General features: G+C 59.7%; 26 protein-coding genes. 11 read left to right on the top strand and 15 right to left on the bottom strand.

The features are described 5' to 3' along the window. Positions 1 to 3: 3 nt before the first annotated feature. Complete coding sequence (leuC, locus tag ACYBHZ_RS03570; RefSeq protein ID WP_460272816.1) at positions 4 to 1,431, bottom strand: 3-isopropylmalate dehydratase large subunit; 1,428 nt, start codon at positions 1,429 to 1,431, stop codon at positions 4 to 6. A gap of 219 nt (positions 1,432 to 1,650) precedes the next feature. On the opposite strand from leuC, the gene ACYBHZ_RS03565 reads away from it, so the two are divergent. The 7 genes from ACYBHZ_RS03565 to ACYBHZ_RS03535 all read left to right on the top strand — a co-directional run bounded on the left by ACYBHZ_RS03565 (position 1,651) and on the right by ACYBHZ_RS03535 (position 8,702). Then, a complete protein-coding gene (locus tag ACYBHZ_RS03565) occupies positions 1,651 to 3,006 on the top strand; it encodes a mechanosensitive ion channel family protein (protein ID WP_460273179.1) in 1,356 nt (451 codons plus the stop codon). A 153-nt stretch (positions 3,007 to 3,159) separates the two neighbouring features. Further along, positions 3,160 to 3,549 (top strand): ribosome silencing factor, encoded by a 390-nt coding sequence (gene rsfS, locus ACYBHZ_RS03560; protein WP_460272815.1) that lies wholly within the window; start codon positions 3,160 to 3,162, stop codon positions 3,547 to 3,549. A gap of 19 nt (positions 3,550 to 3,568) precedes the next feature. Beyond that, positions 3,569 to 4,039, top strand: a complete 471-nt coding sequence (gene rlmH, locus ACYBHZ_RS03555; RefSeq protein ID WP_460272814.1) for a 23S rRNA (pseudouridine(1915)-N(3))-methyltransferase RlmH — start codon at positions 3,569 to 3,571, stop codon at positions 4,037 to 4,039. Between the two features lie 102 nt (positions 4,040 to 4,141). Next, on the top strand, positions 4,142 to 5,668 hold the full coding sequence (gene gpmI / locus ACYBHZ_RS03550) for a 2,3-bisphosphoglycerate-independent phosphoglycerate mutase (RefSeq protein WP_460272812.1): 1,527 nt from the start codon (positions 4,142 to 4,144) through the stop codon (positions 5,666 to 5,668). Then, positions 5,665 to 6,798, top strand: coding sequence for a murein hydrolase activator EnvC family protein (locus ACYBHZ_RS03545; RefSeq protein WP_460272811.1), 1,134 nt, complete (start codon positions 5,665 to 5,667; stop codon positions 6,796 to 6,798). The genes gpmI and ACYBHZ_RS03545 overlap by 4 nt, the downstream gene beginning before the upstream one ends. 45 nt (positions 6,799 to 6,843) lie before the next feature. Next, positions 6,844 to 8,172, top strand: a complete 1,329-nt coding sequence (locus ACYBHZ_RS03540) for a S41 family peptidase (RefSeq protein WP_460272810.1) — start codon at positions 6,844 to 6,846, stop codon at positions 8,170 to 8,172. 50 nt (positions 8,173 to 8,222) lie between these two features. Continuing rightward, positions 8,223 to 8,702 (top strand): RNA pyrophosphohydrolase, encoded by a 480-nt coding sequence (locus ACYBHZ_RS03535; protein ID WP_460272809.1) that lies wholly within the window; start codon positions 8,223 to 8,225, stop codon positions 8,700 to 8,702. Positions 8,703 to 8,719: 17 nt separating this feature from the next. Here the strand turns inward: ACYBHZ_RS03535 and ACYBHZ_RS03530 are convergent, their stop codons facing one another. The 5 genes from ACYBHZ_RS03530 to dapE all read right to left on the bottom strand — a co-directional run bounded on the left by ACYBHZ_RS03530 (position 8,720) and on the right by dapE (position 14,549). After that, on the bottom strand, positions 8,720 to 9,976 hold the full coding sequence (locus ACYBHZ_RS03530) for a lytic murein transglycosylase (protein WP_460272807.1): 1,257 nt from the start codon (positions 9,974 to 9,976) through the stop codon (positions 8,720 to 8,722). 100 nt (positions 9,977 to 10,076) lie between these two features. Beyond that, positions 10,077 to 12,332 (bottom strand): ribonuclease R, encoded by a 2,256-nt coding sequence (gene rnr, locus ACYBHZ_RS03525; RefSeq protein WP_460272806.1) that lies wholly within the window; start codon positions 12,330 to 12,332, stop codon positions 10,077 to 10,079. 62 nt (positions 12,333 to 12,394) lie between these two features. Further along, positions 12,395 to 12,985 (bottom strand): TIGR04282 family arsenosugar biosynthesis glycosyltransferase, encoded by a 591-nt coding sequence (locus ACYBHZ_RS03520; protein WP_460272805.1) that lies wholly within the window; start codon positions 12,983 to 12,985, stop codon positions 12,395 to 12,397. Then, positions 12,982 to 13,407, bottom strand: a complete 426-nt coding sequence (locus ACYBHZ_RS03515) for a GNAT family N-acetyltransferase (protein ID WP_460272804.1) — start codon at positions 13,405 to 13,407, stop codon at positions 12,982 to 12,984. Before ACYBHZ_RS03515 ends, ACYBHZ_RS03520 begins: the two co-directional genes overlap by 4 nt. Next, positions 13,404 to 14,549, bottom strand: coding sequence for a succinyl-diaminopimelate desuccinylase (dapE, locus tag ACYBHZ_RS03510; RefSeq protein ID WP_460272803.1), 1,146 nt, complete (start codon positions 14,547 to 14,549; stop codon positions 13,404 to 13,406). The genes ACYBHZ_RS03515 and dapE overlap by 4 nt, the downstream gene beginning before the upstream one ends. 217 nt (positions 14,550 to 14,766) lie before the next feature. Here dapE and ACYBHZ_RS03505 point away from each other — a divergent pair, with 217 nt between their 5' ends. Further along, positions 14,767 to 15,819 (top strand): transporter substrate-binding domain-containing protein, encoded by a 1,053-nt coding sequence (locus tag ACYBHZ_RS03505; RefSeq protein WP_460272802.1) that lies wholly within the window; start codon positions 14,767 to 14,769, stop codon positions 15,817 to 15,819. Positions 15,820 to 15,843: 24 nt separating this feature from the next. Here ACYBHZ_RS03505 and ACYBHZ_RS03500 read toward each other — a convergent pair whose 3' ends face one another. Then, the gene (locus tag ACYBHZ_RS03500; RefSeq protein WP_460272801.1) at positions 15,844 to 16,194 is read right to left on the bottom strand and encodes a hypothetical protein; all 351 of its coding nucleotides are present in this window, start codon (positions 16,192 to 16,194) and stop codon (positions 15,844 to 15,846) included. A 137-nt stretch (positions 16,195 to 16,331) separates the two neighbouring features. Here ACYBHZ_RS03500 and ACYBHZ_RS03495 point away from each other — a divergent pair, with 137 nt between their 5' ends. Continuing rightward, complete coding sequence (locus tag ACYBHZ_RS03495) at positions 16,332 to 17,537, top strand: GTP-binding protein (protein WP_460272800.1); 1,206 nt, start codon at positions 16,332 to 16,334, stop codon at positions 17,535 to 17,537. Next, complete coding sequence (locus ACYBHZ_RS03490) at positions 17,534 to 17,803, top strand: DUF6525 family protein (RefSeq protein ID WP_460272799.1); 270 nt, start codon at positions 17,534 to 17,536, stop codon at positions 17,801 to 17,803. Before ACYBHZ_RS03495 ends, ACYBHZ_RS03490 begins: the two co-directional genes overlap by 4 nt. A gap of 23 nt (positions 17,804 to 17,826) precedes the next feature. On the opposite strand, the gene ACYBHZ_RS03485 is transcribed toward ACYBHZ_RS03490, so the two are convergent. Continuing rightward, positions 17,827 to 18,069, bottom strand: a complete 243-nt coding sequence (locus ACYBHZ_RS03485) for a GlsB/YeaQ/YmgE family stress response membrane protein (protein ID WP_460272797.1) — start codon at positions 18,067 to 18,069, stop codon at positions 17,827 to 17,829. Positions 18,070 to 18,162: 93 nt separating this feature from the next. After that, entirely contained in the window at positions 18,163 to 18,990 is an 828-nt protein-coding gene (gene dapD, locus ACYBHZ_RS03480; RefSeq protein ID WP_460272796.1) for a 2,3,4,5-tetrahydropyridine-2,6-dicarboxylate N-succinyltransferase, read from the bottom strand. Positions 18,991 to 19,116: 126 nt separating this feature from the next. Between dapD and ACYBHZ_RS03475 the strand changes: the two genes are divergently transcribed. Beyond that, positions 19,117 to 19,965 carry an LOG family protein gene (locus ACYBHZ_RS03475; RefSeq protein ID WP_460272795.1) on the top strand — a complete coding sequence of 283 codons (849 nt, stop codon included), beginning with the start codon at positions 19,117 to 19,119 and terminating at the stop codon, positions 19,963 to 19,965. A 3-nt stretch (positions 19,966 to 19,968) separates the two neighbouring features. Here ACYBHZ_RS03475 and ACYBHZ_RS03470 read toward each other — a convergent pair whose 3' ends face one another. The 6 genes from ACYBHZ_RS03470 to serB all read right to left on the bottom strand — a co-directional run bounded on the left by ACYBHZ_RS03470 (position 19,969) and on the right by serB (position 24,398). After that, positions 19,969 to 20,157, bottom strand: coding sequence for a hypothetical protein (locus ACYBHZ_RS03470; protein WP_460272794.1), 189 nt, complete (start codon positions 20,155 to 20,157; stop codon positions 19,969 to 19,971). Positions 20,158 to 20,169: 12 nt separating this feature from the next. Next, the gene (locus ACYBHZ_RS03465) at positions 20,170 to 20,601 is read right to left on the bottom strand and encodes a hypothetical protein (RefSeq protein WP_460272793.1); all 432 of its coding nucleotides are present in this window, start codon (positions 20,599 to 20,601) and stop codon (positions 20,170 to 20,172) included. A 35-nt stretch (positions 20,602 to 20,636) separates the two neighbouring features. Beyond that, a complete protein-coding gene (gene rlmN, locus ACYBHZ_RS03460) occupies positions 20,637 to 21,824 on the bottom strand; it encodes a dual-specificity RNA methyltransferase RlmN (RefSeq protein WP_460272792.1) in 1,188 nt (395 codons plus the stop codon). Between the two features lie 125 nt (positions 21,825 to 21,949). Continuing rightward, positions 21,950 to 22,489 (bottom strand): invasion associated locus B family protein, encoded by a 540-nt coding sequence (locus ACYBHZ_RS03455; RefSeq protein WP_460272790.1) that lies wholly within the window; start codon positions 22,487 to 22,489, stop codon positions 21,950 to 21,952. A 279-nt stretch (positions 22,490 to 22,768) separates the two neighbouring features. Further along, entirely contained in the window at positions 22,769 to 23,527 is a 759-nt protein-coding gene (locus tag ACYBHZ_RS03450) for a TSUP family transporter (RefSeq protein ID WP_460272789.1), read from the bottom strand. Further along, positions 23,520 to 24,398, bottom strand: a complete 879-nt coding sequence (gene serB / locus ACYBHZ_RS03445) for a phosphoserine phosphatase SerB (RefSeq protein ID WP_460272788.1) — start codon at positions 24,396 to 24,398, stop codon at positions 23,520 to 23,522. Before serB ends, ACYBHZ_RS03450 begins: the two co-directional genes overlap by 8 nt. Positions 24,399 to 24,437: the final 39 nt, after the last annotated feature.

Raw genomic sequence — 24,437 nt, 5'->3', positions numbered from 1 at the left:
TCCTTAAGCGGTCTCGGTTTCGTTCATCAGCTCACGTACATCGGTCAGGTGTCCGGTGACGGCGGCGGCGGCGGCCATGGCGGGGGACACGAGGTGCGTGCGGCCCTTGTAGCCCTGACGGCCTTCGAAATTGCGGTTCGAGGTGGAGGCGCAGCGCTCACCCTCGGCCAGCTGGTCGGGGTTCATCGCGAGGCACATGGAGCACCCGGCCAGACGCCATTCAAACCCGGCCTCTTTGAAGATGTCAGCGAGACCTTCTTCTTCAGCCTGAGCACGAACGAGGCCGGAGCCGGGAACGACCATGGCCCGCATGCCGTCCTTGATCTTCTTGCCTTTGAGGATTGCAGCCGCAGCGCGCAGATCCTCGATCCGGCCGTTGGTGCAGGAGCCGATGAACACGGTGTCGATCTGGATGTCGGTCAGTTTCTGACCCACTTCGAGCCCCATGTATTCGATGGCACGTTTCGCCGCGTCCACCTTGCCGCCTTTGAACGACTCGGGTGCGGGCACAACAGCGGAAATCGGCAGGACGTCCTCGGGCGAGGTGCCCCAGGTCACAACCGGCTCGATCTCTTCGCCTTTCAGCGTCACGACCTTGTCGAAATGCGCGCCTTCGTCGGTGTAAAGCGTCTTCCACCACGTCAGAGCGGCCTCGAACTGCGCGCCTTTCGGGGCATGCGGGCGGCCTTTGACATATTCAAAGGTGGTTTCGTCCGGCGCGATGAGACCGGCGCGCGCGCCGCCTTCGATCGCCATGTTACAGACGGTCATACGACCTTCCATCGACAGATCACGGATCGCTTCACCGCAATACTCAATCACGTAGCCGGTGCCGCCGGCGGTGCCGGTTGCGCCGATGACGGCAAGGGTGATGTCCTTGGCGGTCACGCCGGGACGCAGCTTGCCGGTGATCTCCACCTTCATGTTCTTGGACTTCTTCTGGATCAGCGTTTGCGTCGCCAGAACGTGCTCCACCTCGGAGGTGCCGATGCCGTGGGCCAGCGCACCGAATGCGCCGTGAGTCGCGGTGTGGCTATCGCCACAGACAACGGTCATGCCCGGCAGCGTCCAGCCCTGTTCCGGACCGACGATGTGGACGATGCCCTGACGAATGTCAGAGACCGGGTAGTAGTTTACGCCGAAATCCTTCGCGTTCTTGTCGAGGGCCTCGACCTGAATGCGGCTCTCTTCGTTGGCGATCACACCGGACACGCGGTCCAGAGTGGTCGGCACGTTGTGATCCGGCACGGCAATGGTTTTTTCCGGCGCGCGCACTTTGCGACCCGCCATGCGCAGACCTTCAAAGGCCTGCGGGGACGTCACTTCGTGGACGAGGTGGCGGTCGATATAGAGCAGGCAGGTGCCATCCTCTTGCTCATGGGCCACATGGGCGTCCCAGATTTTATCATAGAGTGTCTTCGGGGCGGTCATTTCGCTCTCCCGTGGATGTTCTTGGAATATGAATAGATGTCAGGGGCGTGTCAGACACGCCAAAAGGCCCGCTTCAAAGTCGGGCTAGGACGGAGTTCATCGCTCCGAAGAACCGCCAGGGCAACCAGGCCCGGTCTGTGATCTCAAACATTCGCTTCATAGGGCACCACATATAACCTGTCGGCGAGTCTCGCAAGAGAGTTGCGCTTGCCCGATCACATGAGCTCGTGCCAAGCTTTGAAAAAAGGGAGGGCGCGCGTGGATCCGACACAGATTTCGAACCTGCTGGGAGAGACAGGCGGCGATGTGCTGTCCTTTCTTCAAGGACTTCTGCGGCGCTGGAACCTGTATCAGATCGGGATTTCGCTTGTTGCATTGGTTCTCGCGGTCGTGGTCGGACGCGCCTTGCGGTCCCGGATGCGCGATTGGATGCGCGGTCTCGAAGGTCGCCCGAAATGGCAATTGCGCTGGCTTCTGGCGATTGAAAAGCGCCTGACCCTGATCGTCTGGGCGCTTTTGCTTTGGGGCACTTTTCTTGTGATGCATGAGATCACGTGGCCGTCGCGCTCCTATTTGATCGCGATTCTCGCCAAGATCGTCACCGCATGGGTGGCGGTTGAGCTTGTTGTCCAATTGATCCGCAACCGCGCGGTTCGGCGATTGTCGCGCTGGGGGCTTTGGGCCTATGTGACGTTGTATTTCTTCGGCGGCATTGACGGCGCGGCGGACTTCCTTGACGAGATCGCAATCACTTTCGGCAGCTTCCGTCTCTCTGCTCTGACTGTGCTCAAGGCGCTGGTGGTCACAGGGCTCCTCTTCACCTTCGCGCGACTCATTTCAGGTCAAACATCGACCCAAATCCGGCGGAACGAGGATATTTCGCCGTCGATGCGGGAGCTGATCATCAAGGTGGTTCAACTCGTCCTCTATGGCGCTGCCTTCTTCATCGGGCTGAAAGCCGTGGGCTTTGATCTCACCGGGCTTGCGGTGCTTTCGGGCGCGATTGGTGTCGGTTTGGGCTTTGGCTTGCAAAAGGTCGTCTCGAACCTCGTCTCCGGGGTGATCATCCTGTTGGACAAGTCGATCAAACCCGGCGATGTGATCTCACTTGGCGACACGTTCGGTTGGATCAACACGCTGGGGGCGCGCTATGCCTCCATCACCACGCGGGACGGCAAGGAATACCTGATCCCGAACGAAGACCTGATCACCGGTCAGGTGGTGAACTGGTCCCACACCAATGATTTCGTCCGGCTCGATATCTATTTCGGAACCGCTTACGGCGATGATCCGCATCTCGTGCGCAAGGTCGCCATTGCGGCGGCGCAGACGGTGGACCGGGTGCTCACGAGCAAGCCGCCGGTCTGTCATATCGTCGGATTCGGTGATTCTTCGGTGGATTACATCCTGCGATTCTGGATCACCGATCCGACGGGCGGGCTCACCAATGTGCGGGGAAATGTCTATCTCGCGCTTTGGGACGCGTTCAAAGAAAACGATATTTCCATCCCCTTCCCGCAGCGCGAAGTGCGGGTGCTGGACGGGTCCACTCTGGCCACAAAGGCACTCGGTTGAACTTTCCGGTCCAAAACATTGAGATTTCCACATGTCGATGTTACATTTGATCCGTGCCCGGCGCCGGGGCAGAACGGCGTTTAACCTCAGGAGGACTATGTCCTGTCTCACGTACAAAGCGCGGCAGACGGTGCCGCACAGCCGGAGACGCCCATGACTGGAGCGATGCCGGAACAAATCGGAGGCGAGCAACTGCTCGATTTCGTAACCAATTTCCTTGATCAGGATAAAGCCGAAGACATCGTGTCCATCGACCTGCATGGCAAGTCGGAGGTCGCGGATTACATGGTGATCTGCTCGGGCCGCTCGACCCGTCAGGTCAGCGCTCTGGCTGAGAAACTGTCCGATACGCTCAAGCAGCAGCACGGCATTTTCTCCCGCGTCGAGGGCAAGGAACAAGGCGACTGGGTTCTGATCGATGCGGGTGACGTGATCGTCCACATCTTCCGTCCGGAAGTGCGCGAGTTCTATCAGCTCGAAAAAATGTGGATGTCGCCGGAAGAGGCGAAGGCCGCACTGGCGGAAAAATCCACCGCAAGCTGACCAGCAAGCTGAGACGCTTATGAAGGTACAAATCTGTGCGGTCGGGCGCTTGCGCAAAGGGCCCGAAGCCGCTCTGATCGATGATTATACCACCCGGTTCGACCGCACCGGGCGCGCTCTGGGGCTCGGCCCTCTGACGATCTCTGAGGTTGAGGACAAGAAGGGCGGCGGCATGTCTGCTGAAGCGGCCCTTCTTGAACGCGCCCTGCCGAAGGGCGCGGTCATAGTCACGCTGGATGAGCGCGGGAAACTTCTGACCTCTCCGGAATTTGCCGACAAACTCGCAGGCTGGCGTGATTCCGGTCGCTCAGACGTGGCCTTCGTGATTGGCGGTGCGGACGGAATTGATCCAAGCTTGCGGGCGCAGGCGGATTTCTCGATTTCCTTAGGAAAGATGGTCTGGCCGCATATGCTGGCCCGCGCCATGCTCACCGAACAGCTCTATCGCGCTGCCTCCATTTTGGCCGGCGCGCCCTATCATCGGGTGTGACCGCCTATTTTTTGCCTTGAGGGCAAGCAAAGCGGTTCAAACGCGCGAGGTGGCGCGTTAGATAGAGGGTGAATTTTCGCTCTGCATTGAAAGGAGCCCGCCATGGCCGCGCCGAAACCTGTTGTTCTCTGCATTCTCGATGGTTGGGGCATCGGCCCGACGCCGGAAGCGAACGCGCCGGTGCAGGCAAATACGCCGAATTTTGATCGGCTTATGGCGGAATGCCCCAACAACACTCTGATCACCTTCGGGCCCGATGTGGGCCTGCCGACCGGTCAGATGGGCAACTCCGAAGTGGGCCACACCAATATCGGCGCTGGCCGCGTCGTTGCGATGGACCTGGGTCAGATCGATCTGGCCATTGAGGATGGGTCTTTCTTCAAGAACGAAGCAATCATTCGCTTCGCCAATAACGTCAAAGAGGCGGGCGGCACGGCGCATCTGATGGGCGTGATCTCCGACGGCGGTGTGCACGGCCATATTGAGCACACTCTGGCCGCCACCCGCGCGATCACTGATCTTGGTGTGCCGGTGGTGATCCACGCGATCACCGACGGGCGGGACGTGGCTCCGAAATCCGCAGCGGATTTCATCGCTGATTTCGAAAAGCGCCTTCCCGAGTTTGCCACCATCGGCACCGTGATCGGGCGCTATTACGCGATGGATCGCGACAACCGTTGGGAACGCGTGTCGCAGGCCTATGACGCCATTGTCAAAGGGGTCGGTATCGAGCGTGCAGCGACGGCGCTTGAGGCGGTGACCAATTCCTATGAGCGCGGCGATACGGATGAGTTCGTCAAAGCCACGGTGATTGGCGATTATGACGGGATCGTCGATGGCGACGGGTTCTTCTGCAACAACTTCCGCGCCGACCGTGCCCGCGAAATTCTGCGCGCCATTGGTGAGCCGGAGTTCGAGGATTTCGACACGGGCCCGCGCCCGACATATTCCGAACTTTTGGGCATGGTGGAATATTCCACCGGCCACAACGCCTATATGCAAACCGCCTATCCGCCGCGCGACATCAAGAACACGCTGGGTGAATGGGTTGCCAAACACGGGCTGAAACAGTTCCGTCTGGCCGAGACCGAGAAATATCCGCATGTGACCTTCTTCCTCAACGGCGGCAAGGAAGTGCCGGAAGAGGGCGAAGATCGCTTCATGCCGAAATCGCCAAAGGTCGCGACCTATGATCTCCAGCCGGAGATGAGCGAGCCGGAAGTCGCAGAGAAATTCGTCTGGGCGATTGATGAGGGCTATGACCTGATCGTCACGAACTTCGCGAACCCGGACATGGTGGGTCACACCGGCATTCTCGAAGCCGCGATGGCCGCTTGTGAAGCGGTGGACGACGGTCTGGGCAAGGTGATCGCCGAGCTTGAGAAAGTCGGCGGTGCGATGTTGGTGATCGCCGACCACGGCAACTGTGAAACCATGGTCGATCCCGTCACGGGTGGCCCACACACGGCGCACACCACGAACCCCGTTCCGGTCATCCTGTTCGGCGGTCCCGAAGGTGTCAAACTGCGCGACGGCGGGCGGCTCGCGGATGTGGCTCCGACCATTCTTGAGCTGATGCAACTGCCGCAGCCCAAAGAAATGACCGGTGTGAGCCTTATCGTCAAATGAGACTGATCGGCGTAGCTGCGCTCTGTTTGAGCCTTTCCGGCCCGGCGCTGGCGCAGGAGGACAGTCCTGCCGCCCTCGCTGAGGATGCGTTGGCGCAATTCGACGCGGCGCATCGCGGGTTGGAGGCGGCCGAATCATCGACGGATCGGGTGAAGGCCCTGACCGGTGTCGTGCAGGCCTATGAGGATGGTCTGGACGCCATGCGTGCCGGGCTTCGTCAGTTGTCGCTGCGCGAGGCGGAACTGTCGCGCGAATTTTCCGATGAGAGCGGACGGTTCGCTCAGGTTCTGGGCGTGTTGATCGGCATGAAGCCGGACGCCTCGCCCGAGGCCTTGGTGCATCCCAACGGCCCTCTCGGACAGGCGCGGGCTGGCATGTTGGTGTCCGCCGTGACCCCGTCCATGCAGGCCGAGGTTGAAGAGATGCGCGTGCGCCTCGAAGAGGTGAAAATTCTGCGCGAGCTGCAAACCGAGTCGATGGCGAGCCTGTCGCAAGGGCTCCAAGACGTCCAGAAAGCGCGGACGGACCTGTCGCAGGCGATGTCGGATCGCACCGACCTGCCGCGTCGCTTTACCGCCGATCCTGAACGCATGCAGGCTCTGATCGACAGTTCCGAGACACTCGAATCCTTTGCCTCGGGGCTTGCGATCATGGATGTGGTGGACGGAGTACCGCCGATCACGGACCCGGACAGCCGCCGGGGCAATTGGCCGATGCCGGTGCCGGGCAAGCTGCTGCGAAACTATAATGAGGCTGATGCCGCCGGGGTGAAACGACCCGGCTGGCTTTGGGCTACGCGTGCCCTGTCTCTGGTCACGACGCCTTGGCCCGCAACCGTGCGATACAAGGGGCCGTTCCTCGACTACGGAAACGTGATCATTCTTGAGCCCGCAAATGACGTATTGCTCGTTTTGGCGGGACTCGATGAGGTCTATGGAGACGTTGGCGCGGTTTTGCCCGCCGGAACGGCCGTGGGCCTGATGGGCGGTGCTGCTCCCGATCTTGACGCCTTTGTCGAAAATGCCACGCAAGGCACTGGCGCGGGTCTCTCGGAGACGCTTTATATAGAAGTGAGAGAGGGGGGGCAGCCTGTGAACCCCGAACATTGGTTCGTTGGCGCCCCGCTTTGAGACGATCAAGGGCCGCGCGTCTTGCGGGTCGGAGAGAGGAAAGAGATGAAAAAATACATGATGGCCGGTGTTGCTGGCATCCTTGCAGGCACGCTGATCTCGACGCAATTCGCCGGACCGCTTTTGGCTCAGGAGGCAGAAAAGACGACGAATGTCTATGAACAGCTCGATCTGTTCGGCGACGTGTTCGAACGCATCCGTGCGCAATATGTCGAGGAAGTCGATCCCGAAGACCTGATCGAGGCCGCGATCGACGGCATGCTGTCGTCTCTGGATCCGCACTCCTCTTATCTCTCGCCGAAAGACGCCGCCGACATGCGCGTGCAGACGTCCGGCTCCTTCGGGGGGCTTGGCATCGAGGTCACGCAAGAAGAAGGCTTCATCAAAGTCGTCGCGCCTATGGATGGCACGCCCGCGGATATCGCCGGGATCGAAGCCGGGGATTATATCACCGCCGTCGATGGCAAAAGCATCATGGGCATGACGCTTGATGAAGCTGTGGATCTGATGCGTGGCCCGGTCGGCTCCGAAATCGTGGTCACCGTGGTGCGCGAAGGCGTGGACGATCCGTTCGACGTGTCGATCATCCGCGACACGATCAAACTCACCGCCGTGCGCTCCCGTGTCGAAGGCAACTCCATCGTGCTGCGCGTGACGACCTTCAACGATCAGACCTATCCGAACCTTGAGCAAGGTCTCAAAGACGGGATCGAAGAACTTGGCGGCATCGACAATGTTGATGGGATCGTTGTCGATCTGCGCAACAACCCCGGCGGTCTGCTCGATCAGGCGATCAAGGTGTCTGATGCTTTCCTCAATGAGGGCGAGATCGTCTCCACCCGTGGCCGCAACCCGGAAGACAGCACCCGCGTCAACGCGACTGACGGTGATTTGGCTGAAGGCAAACCGATCGTTGTGCTGATCAACGGTGGCTCTGCCTCCGCGTCCGAAATTGTCTCCGGTGCGCTTCAGGATCACCACCGCGCGGTTGTCGTCGGGACCAAGTCCTTCGGCAAAGGCTCCGTGCAAACCGTCATGCCGCTGCGCTCCGATGGGGCAATGCGTCTGACCACTGCGCGCTATTACACGCCGTCGGGCCGCTCCATTCAGGCGCTTGGCATTTCGCCGGATATCGTTGTCGACCAGCCGCCACGCCAACCGGAGGCGGAAGAGACCGAGGATACGCCGCAGTTCCGTTCCGAGGCCGATCTGCGTGGGGCTTTGGACAATGACAGCCTGACCGAGGACGAACGCGCCAAGATCGAGGAAGAGCGGGCCGCCGCCGAAGAGGCCGCGAAACTGCGCGACGAAGACTTCCAGCTGGCTTACGCGATCGACCTTCTCAAAGGTCTGTCGAAAATCGGCAACGAGTAATCATACGAGGGGCGCTCTGGCGCCCCTCTTACTATCTGAGGCACCTTCCCATGAGCAAAGATTTCTCCACCCTTCCGTATCGTCCCTGTGCGGGCATCATGTTGATCAACGCGGAGGGCAAGATCTTCGTCGGCGAGAGAATCGACACGCCCGGCGCTTGGCAAATGCCGCAAGGCGGGATTGATGACGGGGAAGAACCGCAGGAAGCGGCCATCCGTGAGCTTTGGGAAGAGATTGGCGTAACCTCAGAGAAGGTCGAGGTTCTTGGCCATACTGCGGACTGGCTGACCTATGATCTGCCGGATCATCTTCTCGGGAAGGTGTGGAAGGGAAAATACCGCGGCCAGAAACAGCTTTGGTTCCTGTTGCGGTTCAACGGCTCTGAAAAGGACATAGTGATCGAGACGGATCATCCCGAATTCAGCCAATGGAAATGGACGGATTCTGCTGGATTGGTGTCTGATATCGTGCCGTTCAAACGCGACATCTATGAGGCTTTGGTGGCCGAATTCTCCAGCCACCTCGCCTAGCTTCCCGACCCTGAGCGTCAGCGCAGAAGTTTCATAAGCGCCTGCGACGGGTAACCGTCCGGCGTGACGCCGACAGAGACCTGATAGGCCCGGATCGCATTGATCGTGTTCGGGCCGACAATGCCGTCCACCTTGTCATCCAGAAAGCCTTTGCGCTTCAGAATGCGCTGCATCTGTTCCTTTTCCTTGAAGGACAAAGGCGCATAGCCGCGCGGCCATGAGGCCTGAATTTCCGGGCCGCCCTTGAGACGGTCCGACAGATGTCCGACGCCAATCACATAGGCGTCCGCCTTGTTGTAGCGTTCGAGTACGGCGAAATTGTCGAAGATCATGAAGGCCGCCCCCTGCGCTCCGGCGGGAAGCAGGATCGAGGCACGGCCATAGTTCGGCACGGGCTTGCCATCGACCCCAATCACGCCCAAAGCGGCCCAATCCGAAGGCGCACGCATGTTGTCGCGGCGCGCGGATGTATAGTCGAACCCACGGGGAAGATGCACTTCCACGCCCCAAGGCTGCCCTTTGTTCCAGCCATGCCGCGCCAGATAGGCAGCGGTGGAGGCGAGCGCATCGGTCGGATCATTCGACCAGATGTCACGCTTTCCGTCGCCGTCACCATCGACTGCAAAGGCTTCGAACGAGGTCGGGATGAATTGCGTGTGGCCCATCGCACCGGCCCAGCTGCCCTTCATATTGCGCGCGTGGGTGTCGCCTTTCTGGATGATTTTCAGCGCGGCAATCAGCTGCGCTTCGAAAAACTTCCCACGTCGCCCGTCATAGGCCAGCGTCGCCATCGCCTCGATCACATTGATATCGCCGCGATGCTCGCCATAGGCGCTCTCAAGCCCCCAGATCGCGGCGACCACATATTTATCGACCCCGAACCGCCGTTCGATCGCATCGAGCGTCTTGGCGTGCTGGCGCATCGCCTTTTGCCCGTTCGAGACGCGGGTGGGAGAGGCGGCGCTGTCGAGGTAATCCCAAATCTGCTTTGTGAACTCGGATTGCTTGCGATCCTTTGCAATCACATCCGCGTTGTAGCGCACACCGCGAAAGGCCTGCTTGAGGGTCGTTTCCGATATTCCCTCACGCCGCGCGCGAGTTTTGAAATTTTCGATCCAAGTCTCGAAACCTGCCTGAGAGGCCACCGTCTGCACCAATTCTGCTCCCGGAAGTTGCGGCACGTGCTGCGCCAGAGGCGCTTTTGTTTGTGCGAAAGAAGGGGTGATGCCGAGGCCGACGGCAACACTCACGGCACTGATTACAAGCGAACGCATGATGACTGCTCCATGTATTTTTTTATCAGCCTAACCCGAATCCAAGCCGATCCTGAACATCTCAAATCGGGCACGGCAAGTTTCCGCTTTCTGCGTTGGCTCACCGCCTGCGGCGTTCCACCTTTTTGCGGATCTTATCTTTTTTCGCTTTGCCTTTGTTGTACTTGCGCGAGACGGTACGCCCTTTATGCCGACGTGGTCCACGCGGCAGGCTGGCCCCGTCAATCGACAAAAGCTCAAGTTCGAGCCCGCCGGTCACGGGCACCGCCTCGGCAATGCGCACGACGACCTTTTGGCCGATGGAGATCACCATGCCGGTATCCGCGCCCATCAGGGTCTGTTCCTGCGGGTCGAAGTGGAAGAACTCCGCCCCCATGCTCCGCACCGGCACAAGCCCGTCCGCGCCGGTCTCGTCGAGTTTGATGAAAGCGCCGAATTTCTGGATGCCGGAAATATGCCCGGTCATCTCATTGCCGACCCGCTCGCTGAGATAGGCGGCGAGATAGCGGTCATTCGTGTCACGCTCCGCCGTCATCGATCGACGCTCGGTCTCCGAGATATGTTTTGCGGTGGATTCGAGCCTTTCAATGTCCTCATCAGACAACCCGTCCTTGCCCCAACCATGTGCCGAAATCAGCCCGCGGTGGACGATCAGGTCGGCATAGCGCCGGATCGGCGAGGTGAAATGCGCGTAGGACCGCAGCGCCAGACCGAAGTGGCCGTAGTTCTCCGGATGGTAATAGGCCTGCGTCATCGACCGCAGGGTGGAGATGTTGATCAGCTCGTCGTGATCCGTGCCTTCGGCCTGTGCCAAAAGCTTGTTGAGGTGCGAGGTGTGGATCACCTGCCCCTTCGCCAGAACGAAGCCTGAGGCCTGCGCGACCTCCCTGAGAGCATCGAGTTTTTCGTCCGACGGTTCCTCGTGTACGCGATACAAAAGCGGCCGATTGCGATGGAACAACTCCTCGGCGGCGGCCACGTTGGCCAACACCATGAATTCTTCGATCAGCTTATGCGCATCATAGCGTTCTGCGAGCGCCACGGATGTCACCCGCCCGTCGTCGCCAAGTACGATTTTGCGCTCAGGAAGATCCAAATCCAGCGGCTGACGGGCTTTGCGTGCCCGTGTCAGAGCCTCATACGCGCCGTAGAGCGGTGTGATCACGCTGTCCATCAGCGGACCGCATTTGTCGTTCACCTGACCATCGCGTGCGGCTTGCACTTCGGCGTAGTTCAGGGACGCGGCAGAGCGCATCATCCCGCGCAGGAAGCGGTGCGACAGTTTCTTGCCATCGGCGTCGATGACCATCCGCACAGCGAGACAGGCCCGCGGCACGTCTTCATGCAGTGAGCAGAGATCACCAGACAGCCGGTCCGGCAACATCGGCACCACGCGATCCGGGAAATAGGTCGAGTTGCCGCGTTTCCAAGCCTCGCGATCCAGCGCTGAGCCGGGCGTCACATAATAGGCCACATCCGCAATCGCGACCCAGAGAATGAAACCGCCTTCGTTCTTCGGATCAGGGTCTAATTCGGCCCAAACTGCGTCATCGTGATCGCGGGCATCTGCCGGGTCGATGGTGACCAAAGGCAGATCACGGAGGTCTTCGCGGTCTTTGAGGCCCGCAGGTTTCGCCTTGTCGGCCTCTGCAATCACATCGTCCGGGAAATCGTCGGGGATACCATGTTGGTGGATAGCGATCAGAGAGACGGCCTTTGGCGCAGAGGGATCGCCCAAGCGGGTGATGATCCGGGCGTTCGGTAGCCCCATGCGGTTCTTCGGCCCGGCCTGTTCCGCCTCGACCAACTCGCCATCCTGCGCGCCATAGTCGTTGCCGGAGCGCACGAGGTAGTCTTTCTCATTGCCCTTATCGATCGGCACCACGCGGCCGCCTTCAGCATCTTTGCGATAGATGCCGAGGATTTTGCGTGGATTAGACCCTATTTTTCGAATGAGCCGCGCCAGATACTGATGATCCTCGCCCTTCACTTCTTGCAGCTTGGCAAGGATGCGTTCGCCTTCGCCAAGCGCCGGATCGCTTTCTCTGAGCGAGAGCAAGACGCGCGGCTCCGGCCCTTCGCCGGCCCATTCGAGCGGCTTGGCGAAAAGATCGCCGTCCTGATCCGGGGCAAGGACTGAGAGTACGCTGACCGGCGGGAGCTTTTCCGGGTCGCGATAGGTCTTGCGCCGTTTGCGCAGGTGACCTTCGTCCTCAAGCTCCTTGAGCACACGTTTGAGATCAATACGCGCTGCGCCCTTGATGCCAAAAGCCTTGGCAATGTCACGCTTTGCGGTCTGGGTCGGGTGGTCCGAAATCCACTGCAGGATTTCAGCCTTCGTCGGAATGCTGCTCATGGATCAAGGCTACCACGGCCCGGATCGCCCCACCACTGGCAAAGCGTGCTGTCGTCAGGAATTCATGTGCTGCGAAGATGCCGTTCGAGATCCGCGCCGGTATCAATATCGGACAGGGTCGCCGCCGTGCCCCAGTTGAGCGATGGCGCGGAGGCGAGCGTGTCGGCGCGCGCGTGTTCGGTGGACCATCGAACATGTTGAAGGAACCCGCGCGGTTGACGTGCCGGATGCCGCAACCCGATCAACCAATAACCGCCATCTGTTGCAGGGCCGATCATGGCTGAATTCGACCCTAATCCAGCAAAAGAAGCCGCAATATGGGGGTTGCGAATGGTGGGAATGTCGGACCCGATCAGACAGGCAGGGCCGACCGGAATGCTGGCCAGTGCGCGCGCCATGCGTGCCCCAAGATCGCCGGGGCCCTGCGGGATGCAAGGGAACGTGCCGGGAAGCGGGCGCGTCATGCGCGAGGGCTGATCCGGTGTGACGGCCAGCACGATCTGCCAACGCGGGTCAGAGAGGTCCCGCAAGGTGCGCGAGACCTGATGCCGATACCACCACGTCGCCTCAACAAGACCCAAATCCTGCCCAAGACGGGTTTTGACCCGTCCCAAACGTGGTTCTTTGATCATGACGATCAGGGTCGGTTTCAAAGCTCCAGAACCATGTCGTGATGCGGGATGCCGCCGTCCATGTATTCTTCGCCGATGACTTTGAAACCGAAGCGTTCGTAAAACCCGATGGCATGGTTTTGCGCGCCGAGTTTGGCCTTGGTCAGATGCGGACGGGTGCGCAGCTCGTCGAGACAAGTCTCGATCAATCGCGCTCCGAGACCCGTGCCGCGCTGGGATCTAGAGACACAAACCCGGCCAATCTTGCCAATCTCGCCCTGTTCATAGACCCGAGCCGTGCCAACCGGAATACCCGCCTCGTCTACCGCCAGAAAATGCGTGGAGACCTCGTCGAGATCATCAAGCTCTTCTTCCAGCGGCACCTTTTGCTCTTCGACGAACACCTCAAGGCGTAGGGCGAGACAGGCTTTGAAATCCTCGGTCGGGGCGATGGTCACTGTCATGCGAAATAGTCTCTAATCAGGCAGGAATAGACGTTTTTCAGATCTTCAATATGGGCGACTTCGACATTCTCATCGACCTTGTGCAAGGTCTTTCCAACGAGGCCAAATTCGACCACGGGGCAATGGTTTTTGATGAACCGTGCGTCCGATGTGCCGCCCGTCGTCGAGAGGATCGGGTCATGGCCGGTCACCTCTTTCACAGATTTGGCGACGAGGTCTACGAACGCTCCCGGAGGGGTGAGAAAGCTTTCGCCGGAAATCTGGAACGTGACGTCGATCTCCACGCCGGTCTCTTCGGCCATTTTTGCGGCTTTGGCCTCCATCCACTTGCTTAAGGACGCGCCGGTATGGGCGTCGTTGAAGCGGATGTTGACGGTTGCTTTCGCTTGCGCCGGAACGACATTGGTTGCGGGGTTGCCGACATCGAAGGTGGTGACTTCAAGATTGCTCGGGTCGAAATGCTCGGTGCCCTGATCGAGGCTATGGGCCGAAAGGTCCGCCATCAGGCGCGCCAGTGCGGGCACCGGGTTCAGGGTCTGGTGCGGATAGGCGACATGCCCCTGCGTGCCACGAGCGGTGAAATAGCCGGTGATCGAGCCGCGACGTCCGATTTTCATCATCTCGCCCATAGTGTTGGGGCAGGTCGGCTCGCCGACGATACAATCGCTCATTTTCTCGCCTGCCTCGTCCATGTAGTCGAGCAAAGCGGTCGTGCCATCGGTGGCATCGCCTTCCTCGTCGCCGGTGATGGTGAGAATGATGGCACTGTCTTTGGCCTTGTTTTGGGTCGCATAATCGCAGGCTGCCGCTGCGAAAGCGGCGACGCCGGATTTCATATCGGTCGCGCCGCGCCCCCAAAGCGTGCCGTCTGTGATTTCCGCGCCGAACGGCGGGTGAGTCCATGCGGCGGCATCGCCGACCGGGACCACATCGGTGTGACCGTTAAAGCCCAGAGTGCGCGTGGCGCCTTTTTCGCCCCAGCGGGCAAAGAGGTTTGGTGTGCCGTTGCGATCGACCCGAACACAGCTGAACCCCGCATCTTCCAAGACGGTCTGAAGCAGGCTCAGGGCACCGGCCTCTTCGGGCGTCACGCTGGGGCAGCGGATCAGGGCAGCGGTCAGGTCAACGGGATCGAGCGGCATCTTAGTCTCCTTTTTTCGAAGGATTACCGATCCCGTTCACAATGGGCAATGCGTGGAGCCGGCAGAGACGTCACAAAGTTGCGCCTCGGGACGGGCGTACTGCGGCAACTGTGCAGCGACTTGAGGCAATTGTCCTTTTGCCGGAGTGTTATCTTTGATCTGTGATTGAAAGCTGAGTGCCCCATGTGCCATATGCGACGTCAGATGAGGGGATGAAATGACACATGCTTTTCGCATCGTAGCGGCGCTGTTCCTGTTGCTCAGCCCGGTGATGGCCTGGGCCGAAAGCCATAAGATTATGACCGTGACCCGCGTGCCGTTTTCGATGGAAGAAGATGGCGCGCAGACGGGCTTTTCCATGGAGCTTTGGGAGGCTCTGGCGGCCGATCTCGGTTGGGAGTACGACGTGTCCCGTGTGGACAGCTTCCCGGAGATGCTCGGAGCGATCGAAACCGGAGATGCGGATGCGGCCATCGCCAATATCTCGATCACTGCGAACCGTGAATTGGTGATGGATTTCACCCAGCCGATCTTTGAGGCTGGACTCCAGATCATGACGCAGGCCGATGGGGGAAGCGTCTCCATTTGGACCGCGATCCTGTCCAAAGACATGATGATCGCCATTGCCGGAGCGTTTGCGCTTCTGTTCGGTGGCGGGATGCTCATGTGGTATTTCGAAAAGCACCATCAGGAATATTTCGATCTCCCCGCGCGCAAAGCGATGTTCCCTGCCTTTTGGTGGGCGCTCAATCTCGTCGTGAATGGCGGGTTTGAGGAACGTCAGCCGCGCTCGCCCTTTGGTCGCCTGTTCGGTGTCTTTCTGGTGATTTCGTCTCTGTTTCTGGTCTCTATTTTCGTGGCGCGGATCACTGCCGTGCTTACTGTGGACGCGATCCAGTCTAACGTGTCGGGGATCGGCGATCTCTACGGCAAATCCATTGGTACCGTTGAGGCCTCGACCGCTGCAGATTTCCTTGAGCGGCGCGATTTGCGCTTTACCGACTACGCCAATCCGACCGAGTTGATTGCCGCATTCGAGGCGAATGAGATTGAAACGGTTGTGTTCGATGCGCCGATACTGGCCTATTACGTGGCCCATGAGGGCAAAGGCAAAGCCCGTCTGGTCGGGCCGATCTTCCTGCCGGAAAACTATGGCATCGCTTTGCCGACGAATTCTCCCTATGCCGACCAAATCAACCACAGCCTTTTGAAGCTGCGGGAAAACGGCACCTATGAGAAGATTTATCGCAAATGGTTCGGGGTCAAATAGACCCTGATCCGGCGGAAACGGCCCTTAGTGGCGGGTTCCGTCGTCACCGTCGTAGAACGGCGTCATTTGGGCGACGATCACGGAATTCTCTTCCAGAGCGCGCTGCATGAGCTCTTTCTCGTCGTCTGAAATGTCATGCCCTTCGGCAAGCCGTTCCTCCAATGTGCCGTAGCCGGTGACGTCCAAAGGCGCGAGATCCGCCTGTTTCAGGATCGCGACGGTTTCCCGGACCGCTTCGGCCTCATCCACGCCCGAGGCATAGATCATCAGAGCGCCACCCGTGGCGTCTTTCGGCAGGCCGTCTCCCTCCTTGCGGCCGACTTCGACCAGAAGGGTGTAGACTTTTTGACGGGAGGGTTTTGAAGCTTTCGACATGCTCCTCCTTTGCGAATTGCGCGGCGGAAAGTCAAGCGAGCTCTGATGTGTCGGTGATTGTCCGTCAGAGCATGTCTTGACGTTATGTTATTACATATCTAAATTGCGCCCTCGTCTCTCCACGAAGGAATACGCACATGTCTGATCGTTTGCCCGTCACCGTTTTGTCCGGTTTTCTTGGCTCTGGTAAAACCACGCTCCTCAATCGACTGCTTAACAACCGCGCTGGTCTGCGGGTTGCTGTCATCGTCAATGACATGTCTGAGGTGAATATCGACGCGGATCTTGTGCGCCAAGGCGGGGCCGACCTGTCGCGGACCGAAGAGACGTTGGTCGAGATGAGCAACGGCTGTATCTGTTGTACACTGCGCGACGATCTGCTGACCGAGGTGCGTCGCCTCGCGGAGGCGGGGAAATACGACTACCTGCTGATCGAATCGACCGGCATCGCGGAACCTTTGCCCGTGGCGGCCACCTTCGCTTTCCGCGACGAATATGGGGAATGTCTCGACGATATCGCGCGGCTCGATACCATGGTGACCGTCGTTGATACGGTGAATATGCTCAACGACTATTCCAGCCACGACTTCCTGGAAGATCGCGGTGAGGTGGCCGGTGAGGGCGACACGCGTCGTATCGTTGACCTGCTGGTCGATCAGATCGAATTCGCCGATGTCATCGTGCTGAACAAGGTGAGTGATGCTGGCCCGGACAAGGTGCTGGCCGCGCGCAAAATCGTGGCGGCGCTCAATCCTGATGCCAAGGTGATCGAAACGGATTTCTCCGAGATTGCGACGGAAGAGGTGCTCGGGACCGGTTTGTTCGACTTCGATCACGCGCATGAGCACCCGCTCTGGGCAAAGGAGCTGTACGGTTTTGCCGATCACGTTCCGGAAACCGATGAGTATGATGTGGGCTCTTTCGTCTACCGGGCGCGTCGTCCCTTCGATCCGTCCGCGATTGAGACCGTGCTTAACGGCGATCTGCCCGGCGTGATCCGTGCGAAAGGCCATTTCTGGCTCGCCACCCGCCCGGAATGGGCCGCCGAGTTCTCAATGGCGGGGGCTCTCAGCACGATCAAACCGCTGGGCCAATGGTGGGCGGCTGTGCCGAAGCAATATTGGCCGGATCACCCGGAAGGTCGCGCGCAAATTGCGGAGGTTTGGGTCGATGGGTTCGGCGACCGGCGTCAGGAGATCGTGTTCATCGGTTCGGGTATGGATGAGGCTCTCATCCGTGCGAGGCTGGATTCGGCTCTGATCGGGCCGGAGGATCGCCTTGACCCTGATTTGGCGAAAACGTTGAAAGATCCGTTTCCGCAATGGGGGCGTGCGGCGGCATGAGCAATCTGAACACCAGTTTGCGCAAGCGGCGGCGGGCGAGTGATCCGATGCGGGAGTTCGACCATCTGCCGAAAGCTTTGCGGCTCTGGCTGGCGCAGGCGGCTTTGCCTTGGTCGCCGCGCTCGGTGCGGCGGCTCTGGTCCAAGGCACTGCGCCAGAATGCGGGGTGCGAAGACCGCGCCCTCGCGCAGCTGTCAGAGATCGAGACAAAACGCCTCGAAAGCGACGCGCCCCGAATATGGGGCGCGGCGTTTCCTCAGTCGTGATCTGATCAGGTCCGGAGCGGCGCTCAGCGCACGCGCCGGGCCACCCAGATCAACAGAATCGCGCCGAAAATCCCGACGACAAGCTGCGGGAGCCAACTGTTTGCGGCATAGATGCCGAGCAACGACAGGATCAGGTTCAGCACAAAGGCTCCGACGATCCCGAGCAGGATATTCGCCAGTAGACCGGTGTTCGCGGCCATCATACGGCTGGCGATCCAGCCTGCGAGACCGCCGACGATGATCGAAGCGATAAGTCCAAGTCCCATGTGTAACTCCTCAATGTCTACGTCACCAAAAGACGACGGGCGCGTGAGGGTTGCCCTCTCCGCGCCCGTCCTTGTTACTTTAGATAGTGTCGATCAGTCGCGAAGCAACTCGTTGATCCCGGTTTTGGAGCGGGTCTTGGCGTCCACGCGCTTCACGATCACCGCACAATAGAGGTTCACGCCGTTTTTCGACGGCATGGTACCGGCGACGACGACGGAGTAGGGCGGCACTTCGCCGTACATCACTTCGCCGGTTTCGCGGTCGACGATTTTGGTGGACTGACCGAGGTAAACGCCCATGCCCAGCACGGAGCCTTCGCGGACGATCACGCCTTCGGCCACCTCGGCGCGGGCGCCGATGAAGCAGTTGTCTTCGATGATCACCGGACCGGCTTGCAGCGGCTCAAGCACACCGCCGATGCCAGCGCCGCCCGAGAGGTGCACGTTTTTACCGATCTGCGCGCAGGAGCCAACGGTGGCCCAGGTGTCGACCATGGTGCCGCTGTCGACATAAGCGCCAAGGTTCACGAAGGACGGCATCAGCACGACGCCCGGCGCGATATACGCGGATTTGCGGACCACAGCATTCGGCACAGCGCGGAAGCCAGCCTCTTTGAACTCGGCAGTGCCCCAGCCTTTGAATTTGCTGTCGACCTTGTCCCACCAGCCGGAGCCTTGCGGGCCGCCGTCATGCAGTTCCATATCCTTGATGCGGAACCCCAGCAGCACGGCCTTCTTGGCCCATTGGTTGACGTGCCAGTTGCCGTCCTCCTGCTTCTCGGCAACGCGAAGCTCACCCTTGTCGAGAGCGTTCAGCGTGGTTTCAATCGCTTCACGGGTTTCGCCGCCGGTTGCGGGGGTAATACCATCGCGCGCGTCCCACGCGGCTTCGATGGCGGCTTCGAGCTGTGCATTCGACATATTGGTCTCCGAGGTCGTCGTGGAATATTCGTTCCCGCAGGCTATAGTCGTTCAGGCCTTCTCGCGCAACGCGCGAGACAGCACAGGTGACGAGACAAAACGACAAAATGACATAGAGGCACGCAGATGACCGACCAAACAAAGATCAATCGCCGCCATCCCCTTCGCGACAGTCGCGTGGATCAGGAAACCGCACGCCAAATTCCGGATACGCCGCAAACACGCTCCCCGTCTTATCGGCTCGCCTTTACCGATGACGAATTCATGCTGCGCGACGATCTGCGTTCGGTGCGTTTGCAGCTTGAGCTGTTGAAGCCGGACCTGTTGATGCAGGAGTTCGGGGTCGAAAGCACGATTGTGATGTTCGGTGGGGCGCGTATCCCGGCCCCCGCGAACAAGGATTCGGCAAGGACGGAGACACTCGCAGAGCTGTCGAAATACTATGACGAGGCGCGCGATTTTGCCCGGATCATGACAGCCCGCAACAACGGGCATAAGGAAAATGTCATCGTCACGGGTGGCGGTCCCGGCGTGATGGAGGCCGGAAATCTTGGTGCCAAGGAGGCGGGCGGATTGTCCATTGGGCTCAACATCGTGTTGCCGCATGAACAGGCCCCGAATGAATATGTGACGCCCGAGCTTTGTTTCAACTTCCACTATTTTGCCATTCGCAAGATGCATTTCCTGATGCGCGCGAAGGCCGTCGTGGTGTTCCCCGGCGGGTTCGGGACGCTTGATGAGATGTTCGAGAGCCTGACGCTCATTCAGACCGGGCGCATGAACCGCATCCCGTTCCTGTTGTTCGGCAAAGAGTTCTGGGAAAAGATCATCAACTGGGAGGCTTTGGCCGACGCAGGCACCATCGCGCGCGAGGATCTTGAACTGTTCAAATTCGTCGAAACTGCTGAGGAAGCGGTGAAGGCGCTTGATGACTGGCCGGATGTTGGCCCGCGTGATCGCCTCAATGGGCGGTAAGGCCTAGCCTTCGAGCCGACGCGAAGGTTCCGGCAGATCAGCCTTGGCCTCAGTCAGCCCCATCAGATGGGTCATATAGCGTTCAAAGGCCATGTCCTGAACGATGTGCCCCATCGTATGACCGCTGTCACGGGCGAGAAGATGCAGCATATGGACGGTATTTGCGGGCAGGAGAAGGGTGAGTTTTTCCATAGATGCATCCTGTCAGAAGGGGAGGGGCTTTTGCCCGAGATGGCGGGTTTCAAGGTGCCGATGCGCGTGACCGGGGAAGGGCGCGCCAAATCGTTTCATGAGTTTGGAATAGGGATGGCCGATCTCGGAGGCTTTGCAGAGCCGCTCCCCCTCGACGGTTTGCAGGATCAATCCGCCGCCCCGTTCCGCAAGCTCATAGCCTTTCGCGCGCAAGACATCCTGCAAATCACCCCAATCCGTCGCATAGGCGAAATCATGGGCCAGATAGGCGGAGAGAGCATGGGGTTTGCGCGGGCCTTTGTAACCGAACGCGCCTTCGGGCGGAGGCACCGCCGCATCCAGCCGTTCCCGAATAAAAGCGCCGAGCGGTTGTCCGGCCTGACCGGCCGCCCGTTTCAGGCGGTCGCCAAGCTCATCATCGAATCTGATCTGTATCCAATCCATGCCCGAAGTCTGCGTCGGGCATGGTTAAAACGAGGTTACTGAGCCGACAGCCCGGCTTCGGCCTCGATCTCGCGCCGGGATTTGCGGGCACGCTCGGTCGCGGATTTAAGTTGGCCACAGGCCGCCATGATGTCTTCGCCGCGCGGGGTGCGGATCGGCGAGGCATAGCCCGCCTGCATCAGGATCGTCGCAAAGGCCCGGATGCGGTTGTTCGAGCTGCGCTCATAGGGAGAGCCGGGCCATTCGTTGAACGGGATGAGGTTCACCTTGGCCGGGATGCCGTCGAGCAGTTTGACCAGACGGTGCGCATCCTCGTCGGTATCGTTCACGCCTTTGAGCATGACATACTCAAAGGTGATCCGCTCGGAATTGGTCGCTTTGGGATATTCGCGCAGCGCGTCCAAGAGCTTCTCGATGTTCCATTTCTTGTTGATCGGAACCAGCACGTCGCGCGTTTCATTGGTCGTTGCGTGGAAGGACACGGCGAGAAGGCAGCCGATTTCCTGCGCAGTGCGGTGAATTTCCGGCACAACGCCCGAGGTCGATAGGGTGATGCGGCGACGGCCAAGGGCGATGCCTTCACCATCCATCACGATCTTCATCGCGTCGCGGACGTTCTCGAAATTATAAAGCGGCTCGCCCATGCCCATCAACACGATGTTGGACAACAGCCGCGTTTCGTCCTTCGGCGCGCCTTTTTCCGGCCATTCGTCCAAATCATCGCGCGCCATCATCACCTGACCGACAATCTCGGCGGCTGTCAGGTTGCGGACGAGTTTCTGGGTGCCGGTGTGGCAGAAGGAACAGGTCAGGGTGCAGCCCACCTGCGACGACACACACAGCGTGCCGCGCCCGTCTTCGGGGATATAGACCACCTCGACCTCATGCCCGCCATTGATGCGGACGAGATATTTGCGGGTGCCATCCTCGGAAACCTGCTTGGACACGACCTCCGGCACACGCACTTCGAATTTTTCGGCAAGCATGGCGCGGTAGTCTTTGGCGAGGTTGGTCATCTCGGCAAAATCGCGCACGCCCCATTGGTAGATCCATTGCCAGATCTGCCCGGTCCGCATCTTTGCCTGTTTCTCCGGCGTGCCGTTTTCGATCAAGACCTGACGCAGCGCATCACGCGGCAATCCGACAAGATTGATCTTGTCGGAGGGCGTTTCCTTGCGCGGAAAAGTCATCACATCCTGCGTAATCGGTGCGCTGGGTTCCATGGTGGGTCTCGTCGATAGCGGTGATTAAGCGGCTCCCTTACAGGATTCCCCATCAGAAAGCCATATGAAAAGGCCCCGCGGATGCAGGGCCGTGATCACATCTTGTTCGGCGCTTTCGGGCGGTGTTACTTTCCGCAGCGCTTGGCAGCTTCTTCGACCGAGGCGGTGAAGCCCAGAAGAGAGAAAGTGTCTTTGGTGATCGTGCCGCGCGAAGAGCGGCCCGTCAGCGTCGCCGTTGCGCCGCGTTTCATCGCCGCGATGATCTTGGCATCGTCCTCCGGGGTGACGGCCCAAGCGGTCTCGTCATCGGAATTGGTGAACAGCGTGAAGCCCGTGCCGCCAATGTCCATGGTCACTTCAGACCCCGGTTCGAACGGGTAGCCGCCGAGGAAGGACACCTGTCCGTTGACGCCATTGCCGGGGGCATAGGTCACGAACAGAAGGATGTCGGAGCGGGTTACCGATTTCGGACGGCCCGAGCTGTCGGTGTTCAGGGTTTCCTTGGGAATGGATACGGCCCAGCAGGTCTTGCTCGGGTTGCTTTCCTCATACACATACCAGTCGGTGTTGGAGCCGACCTGATTGGTGCTTTCCTGTGCGACAACAGGGGCGGCCAGCCCGACCAGTGCCGCCGCAAACAGGGTTTGTCTCACGAAAAAATTCATCGATCTCTCGCTGCCTCTTGTTCATCCGGCCGTGTTTTGACCACGTCCTCCGCTGTCTATAGCTGCGGTTTTGCGCCGGGGTCAGGCCATTTCTATACTCTTCACGGCACAGTAACGTAATTCCGCCGATATGGGAAAGGCCCTTGGCAGAAATTCGCTGAAACGTGAAAACACTGAAATCTCGGTTGAAATCGGCCTGATTACCGTGCGCCGGGGAGGCTTTGCTTCAGGGGGTACTCTGCGAACGTGCCGCCTCGGTTTCCTTTGCTGCGAAAATACTCAAAACCACTCGGAAATGAGTTTTAGCGCGAGGGCGGTTGAAGCGGTCACCAGCACCGGCTTGATCAGCTTGGCCCCGACTTTTGTCGCCAGCGTCGAGCCGACATATGCCCCCGCAATCTGGGCCATGCCCATGGCGAGGCCAATCATCCAGAGCGGCTTCGCCACAAGCACAAAGCCGACAAGCCCGCCGACGTTGGAGGCGAAGTTAAGAAGTTTCGTATGCGCCGTGGCCTTGAGAATGCCGTACCCCGCAAGGCTGACGAAGCCGAGCATGAAGAACGCCCCCGTGCCCGGTCCAAGCAGCCCATCGTAAAACCCGATGAACGGCACGAAGGTCGTGGCGAAGAGCAGAGGCGTGATGCGTTGGGTCCGGTCCATATCGTTGAGGCCGGGTTTCAAGGCAAAGAAAAGGGCGATTGCGATCAGCAGGACGGGAAGGCCGAGGCGGATCACGTCAGTCGGAAGCGAGCTGGCCAAAAGAGCACCGAGAATCGCTCCGGCAAAGGACAAAAGCGCCGGGCCGATCTGTTTGCGCAGGTCCACATGCCCCGCGCGGGCATAGTTGATCGCGGCCATGCCCGCGCCGAAAAGGCCCTGTACCTTATTCGTGGCAAGTGCCTGCACGGGTGGGATGCCGGCCAGAAGCAGCACGGGGATGGTGATCAACCCCCCGCCGCCGGCAATCGAGTCGACGAAGCCCGCAACGAACCCGGCTGCGATCAGAATAAACAGGAGGTCGAGCGAGACCTCAAACATCGGCGAAGTCGGATTTGGCGTAGCCTTGGACGTAGAGCAGCGCGGTCAGGTCGCCGTGGTTGATCCGAATGTCGCATTCGGCGGCGACCGACGGTTTCGCGTGAAGCGCAACGCCGGACCCCGCCAGTTTCAGCATGCCGAGATCGTTTGCGCCGTCGCCCACGGCGATGACGTCGGAATGCGCGATGCCGAGGCGTTCGGTGATCTCTTCGAGCGCCTGCACCTTGGCGGCGCGGCCGAGAATCGGCAGGCCGGGCTTGCCGACCAGTTCGCCGTTTTCCACCAAAAGCGTGTTGGCGCGGTTCTCGTCAAAGCCGAGCGTGTCTGCGACGTAACCGGTGAATGCGGTGAAGCCGCCGGAGACCAATGCGCAATAGGCGCCATCGCGTTTCATCGTTGCGATAAGCTCTTTGCCGCCGGGCATGAAGGTGATGCGGTCTTCGATCACTTGTTGGATGACGCTCTCTGGCAGACCTTTCAAAAGGCCAACGCGTTCGGTCAGCGCGCCTTCGAAATCCAGCTCGCCGTTCATCGCTTTGGCGGTGATTTCTTTGACCCGCTCGCCGACGCCTGCGACATCGGCCAGCTCGTCGATGCACTCTTGCTGGATCATCGTCGAATCCATGTCTGCAAGCAGCATTTTCTTGCGGCGCCCTTCGATGGGAAGAACAACCATATCAATGACTTGGCCTTGAAGCCCCTGCCAAACATCCCATTGGTTCGACGGCACGGTCTCGACGGTGAATTCCGCCGCTTCGCCAAGGGCGAGCCACTTCAGATCGCCACCGCACCAAGCCGAACGCAGGGCATCGGCAGTGGTCAGATCGAGAGCGGGGGAGGCGGGGTTGGTCAGAAGCGTGACGGCGTACATGGCGGGCTCCGAAAGGTCATGTGGAGGGCAAATTTCGTT

The sequence above is a fragment of the Celeribacter sp. ULVN23_4 genome (assembly GCF_054788345.1).
Note: the sequence above shows the minus strand (reverse complement) of the source record. Positions and strands in the feature narration are given on the sequence as shown.

Coding starts and splice junctions, on each gene's coding strand:
- leuC (WP_460272816.1), bottom strand. CDS start 1,431: ATGACCGCCCCGAAGACACTCTATGATAAAATCTGGGACGCCCATGTG.
- ACYBHZ_RS03565 (WP_460273179.1), top strand. CDS start 1,651: ATGAGCTCGTGCCAAGCTTTGAAAAAAGGGAGGGCGCGCGTGGATCCG.
- rsfS (WP_460272815.1), top strand. CDS start 3,160: ATGACTGGAGCGATGCCGGAACAAATCGGAGGCGAGCAACTGCTCGAT.
- rlmH (WP_460272814.1), top strand. CDS start 3,569: ATGAAGGTACAAATCTGTGCGGTCGGGCGCTTGCGCAAAGGGCCCGAA.
- gpmI (WP_460272812.1), top strand. CDS start 4,142: ATGGCCGCGCCGAAACCTGTTGTTCTCTGCATTCTCGATGGTTGGGGC.
- ACYBHZ_RS03545 (WP_460272811.1), top strand. CDS start 5,665: ATGAGACTGATCGGCGTAGCTGCGCTCTGTTTGAGCCTTTCCGGCCCG.
- ACYBHZ_RS03540 (WP_460272810.1), top strand. CDS start 6,844: ATGAAAAAATACATGATGGCCGGTGTTGCTGGCATCCTTGCAGGCACG.
- ACYBHZ_RS03535 (WP_460272809.1), top strand. CDS start 8,223: ATGAGCAAAGATTTCTCCACCCTTCCGTATCGTCCCTGTGCGGGCATC.
- ACYBHZ_RS03530 (WP_460272807.1), bottom strand. CDS start 9,976: ATGCGTTCGCTTGTAATCAGTGCCGTGAGTGTTGCCGTCGGCCTCGGC.
- rnr (WP_460272806.1), bottom strand. CDS start 12,332: ATGAGCAGCATTCCGACGAAGGCTGAAATCCTGCAGTGGATTTCGGAC.
- ACYBHZ_RS03515 (WP_460272804.1), bottom strand. CDS start 13,407: ATGACAGTGACCATCGCCCCGACCGAGGATTTCAAAGCCTGTCTCGCC.
- dapE (WP_460272803.1), bottom strand. CDS start 14,549: ATGCCGCTCGATCCCGTTGACCTGACCGCTGCCCTGATCCGCTGCCCC.
- ACYBHZ_RS03505 (WP_460272802.1), top strand. CDS start 14,767: ATGACACATGCTTTTCGCATCGTAGCGGCGCTGTTCCTGTTGCTCAGC.
- ACYBHZ_RS03500 (WP_460272801.1), bottom strand. CDS start 16,194: ATGTCGAAAGCTTCAAAACCCTCCCGTCAAAAAGTCTACACCCTTCTG.
- ACYBHZ_RS03495 (WP_460272800.1), top strand. CDS start 16,332: ATGTCTGATCGTTTGCCCGTCACCGTTTTGTCCGGTTTTCTTGGCTCT.
- ACYBHZ_RS03490 (WP_460272799.1), top strand. CDS start 17,534: ATGAGCAATCTGAACACCAGTTTGCGCAAGCGGCGGCGGGCGAGTGAT.
- ACYBHZ_RS03485 (WP_460272797.1), bottom strand. CDS start 18,069: ATGGGACTTGGACTTATCGCTTCGATCATCGTCGGCGGTCTCGCAGGC.
- dapD (WP_460272796.1), bottom strand. CDS start 18,990: ATGTCGAATGCACAGCTCGAAGCCGCCATCGAAGCCGCGTGGGACGCG.
- ACYBHZ_RS03475 (WP_460272795.1), top strand. CDS start 19,117: ATGACCGACCAAACAAAGATCAATCGCCGCCATCCCCTTCGCGACAGT.
- ACYBHZ_RS03470 (WP_460272794.1), bottom strand. CDS start 20,157: ATGGAAAAACTCACCCTTCTCCTGCCCGCAAATACCGTCCATATGCTG.
- ACYBHZ_RS03465 (WP_460272793.1), bottom strand. CDS start 20,601: ATGGATTGGATACAGATCAGATTCGATGATGAGCTTGGCGACCGCCTG.
- rlmN (WP_460272792.1), bottom strand. CDS start 21,824: ATGGAACCCAGCGCACCGATTACGCAGGATGTGATGACTTTTCCGCGC.
- ACYBHZ_RS03455 (WP_460272790.1), bottom strand. CDS start 22,489: ATGAATTTTTTCGTGAGACAAACCCTGTTTGCGGCGGCACTGGTCGGG.
- ACYBHZ_RS03450 (WP_460272789.1), bottom strand. CDS start 23,527: ATGTTTGAGGTCTCGCTCGACCTCCTGTTTATTCTGATCGCAGCCGGG.
- serB (WP_460272788.1), bottom strand. CDS start 24,398: ATGTACGCCGTCACGCTTCTGACCAACCCCGCCTCCCCCGCTCTCGAT.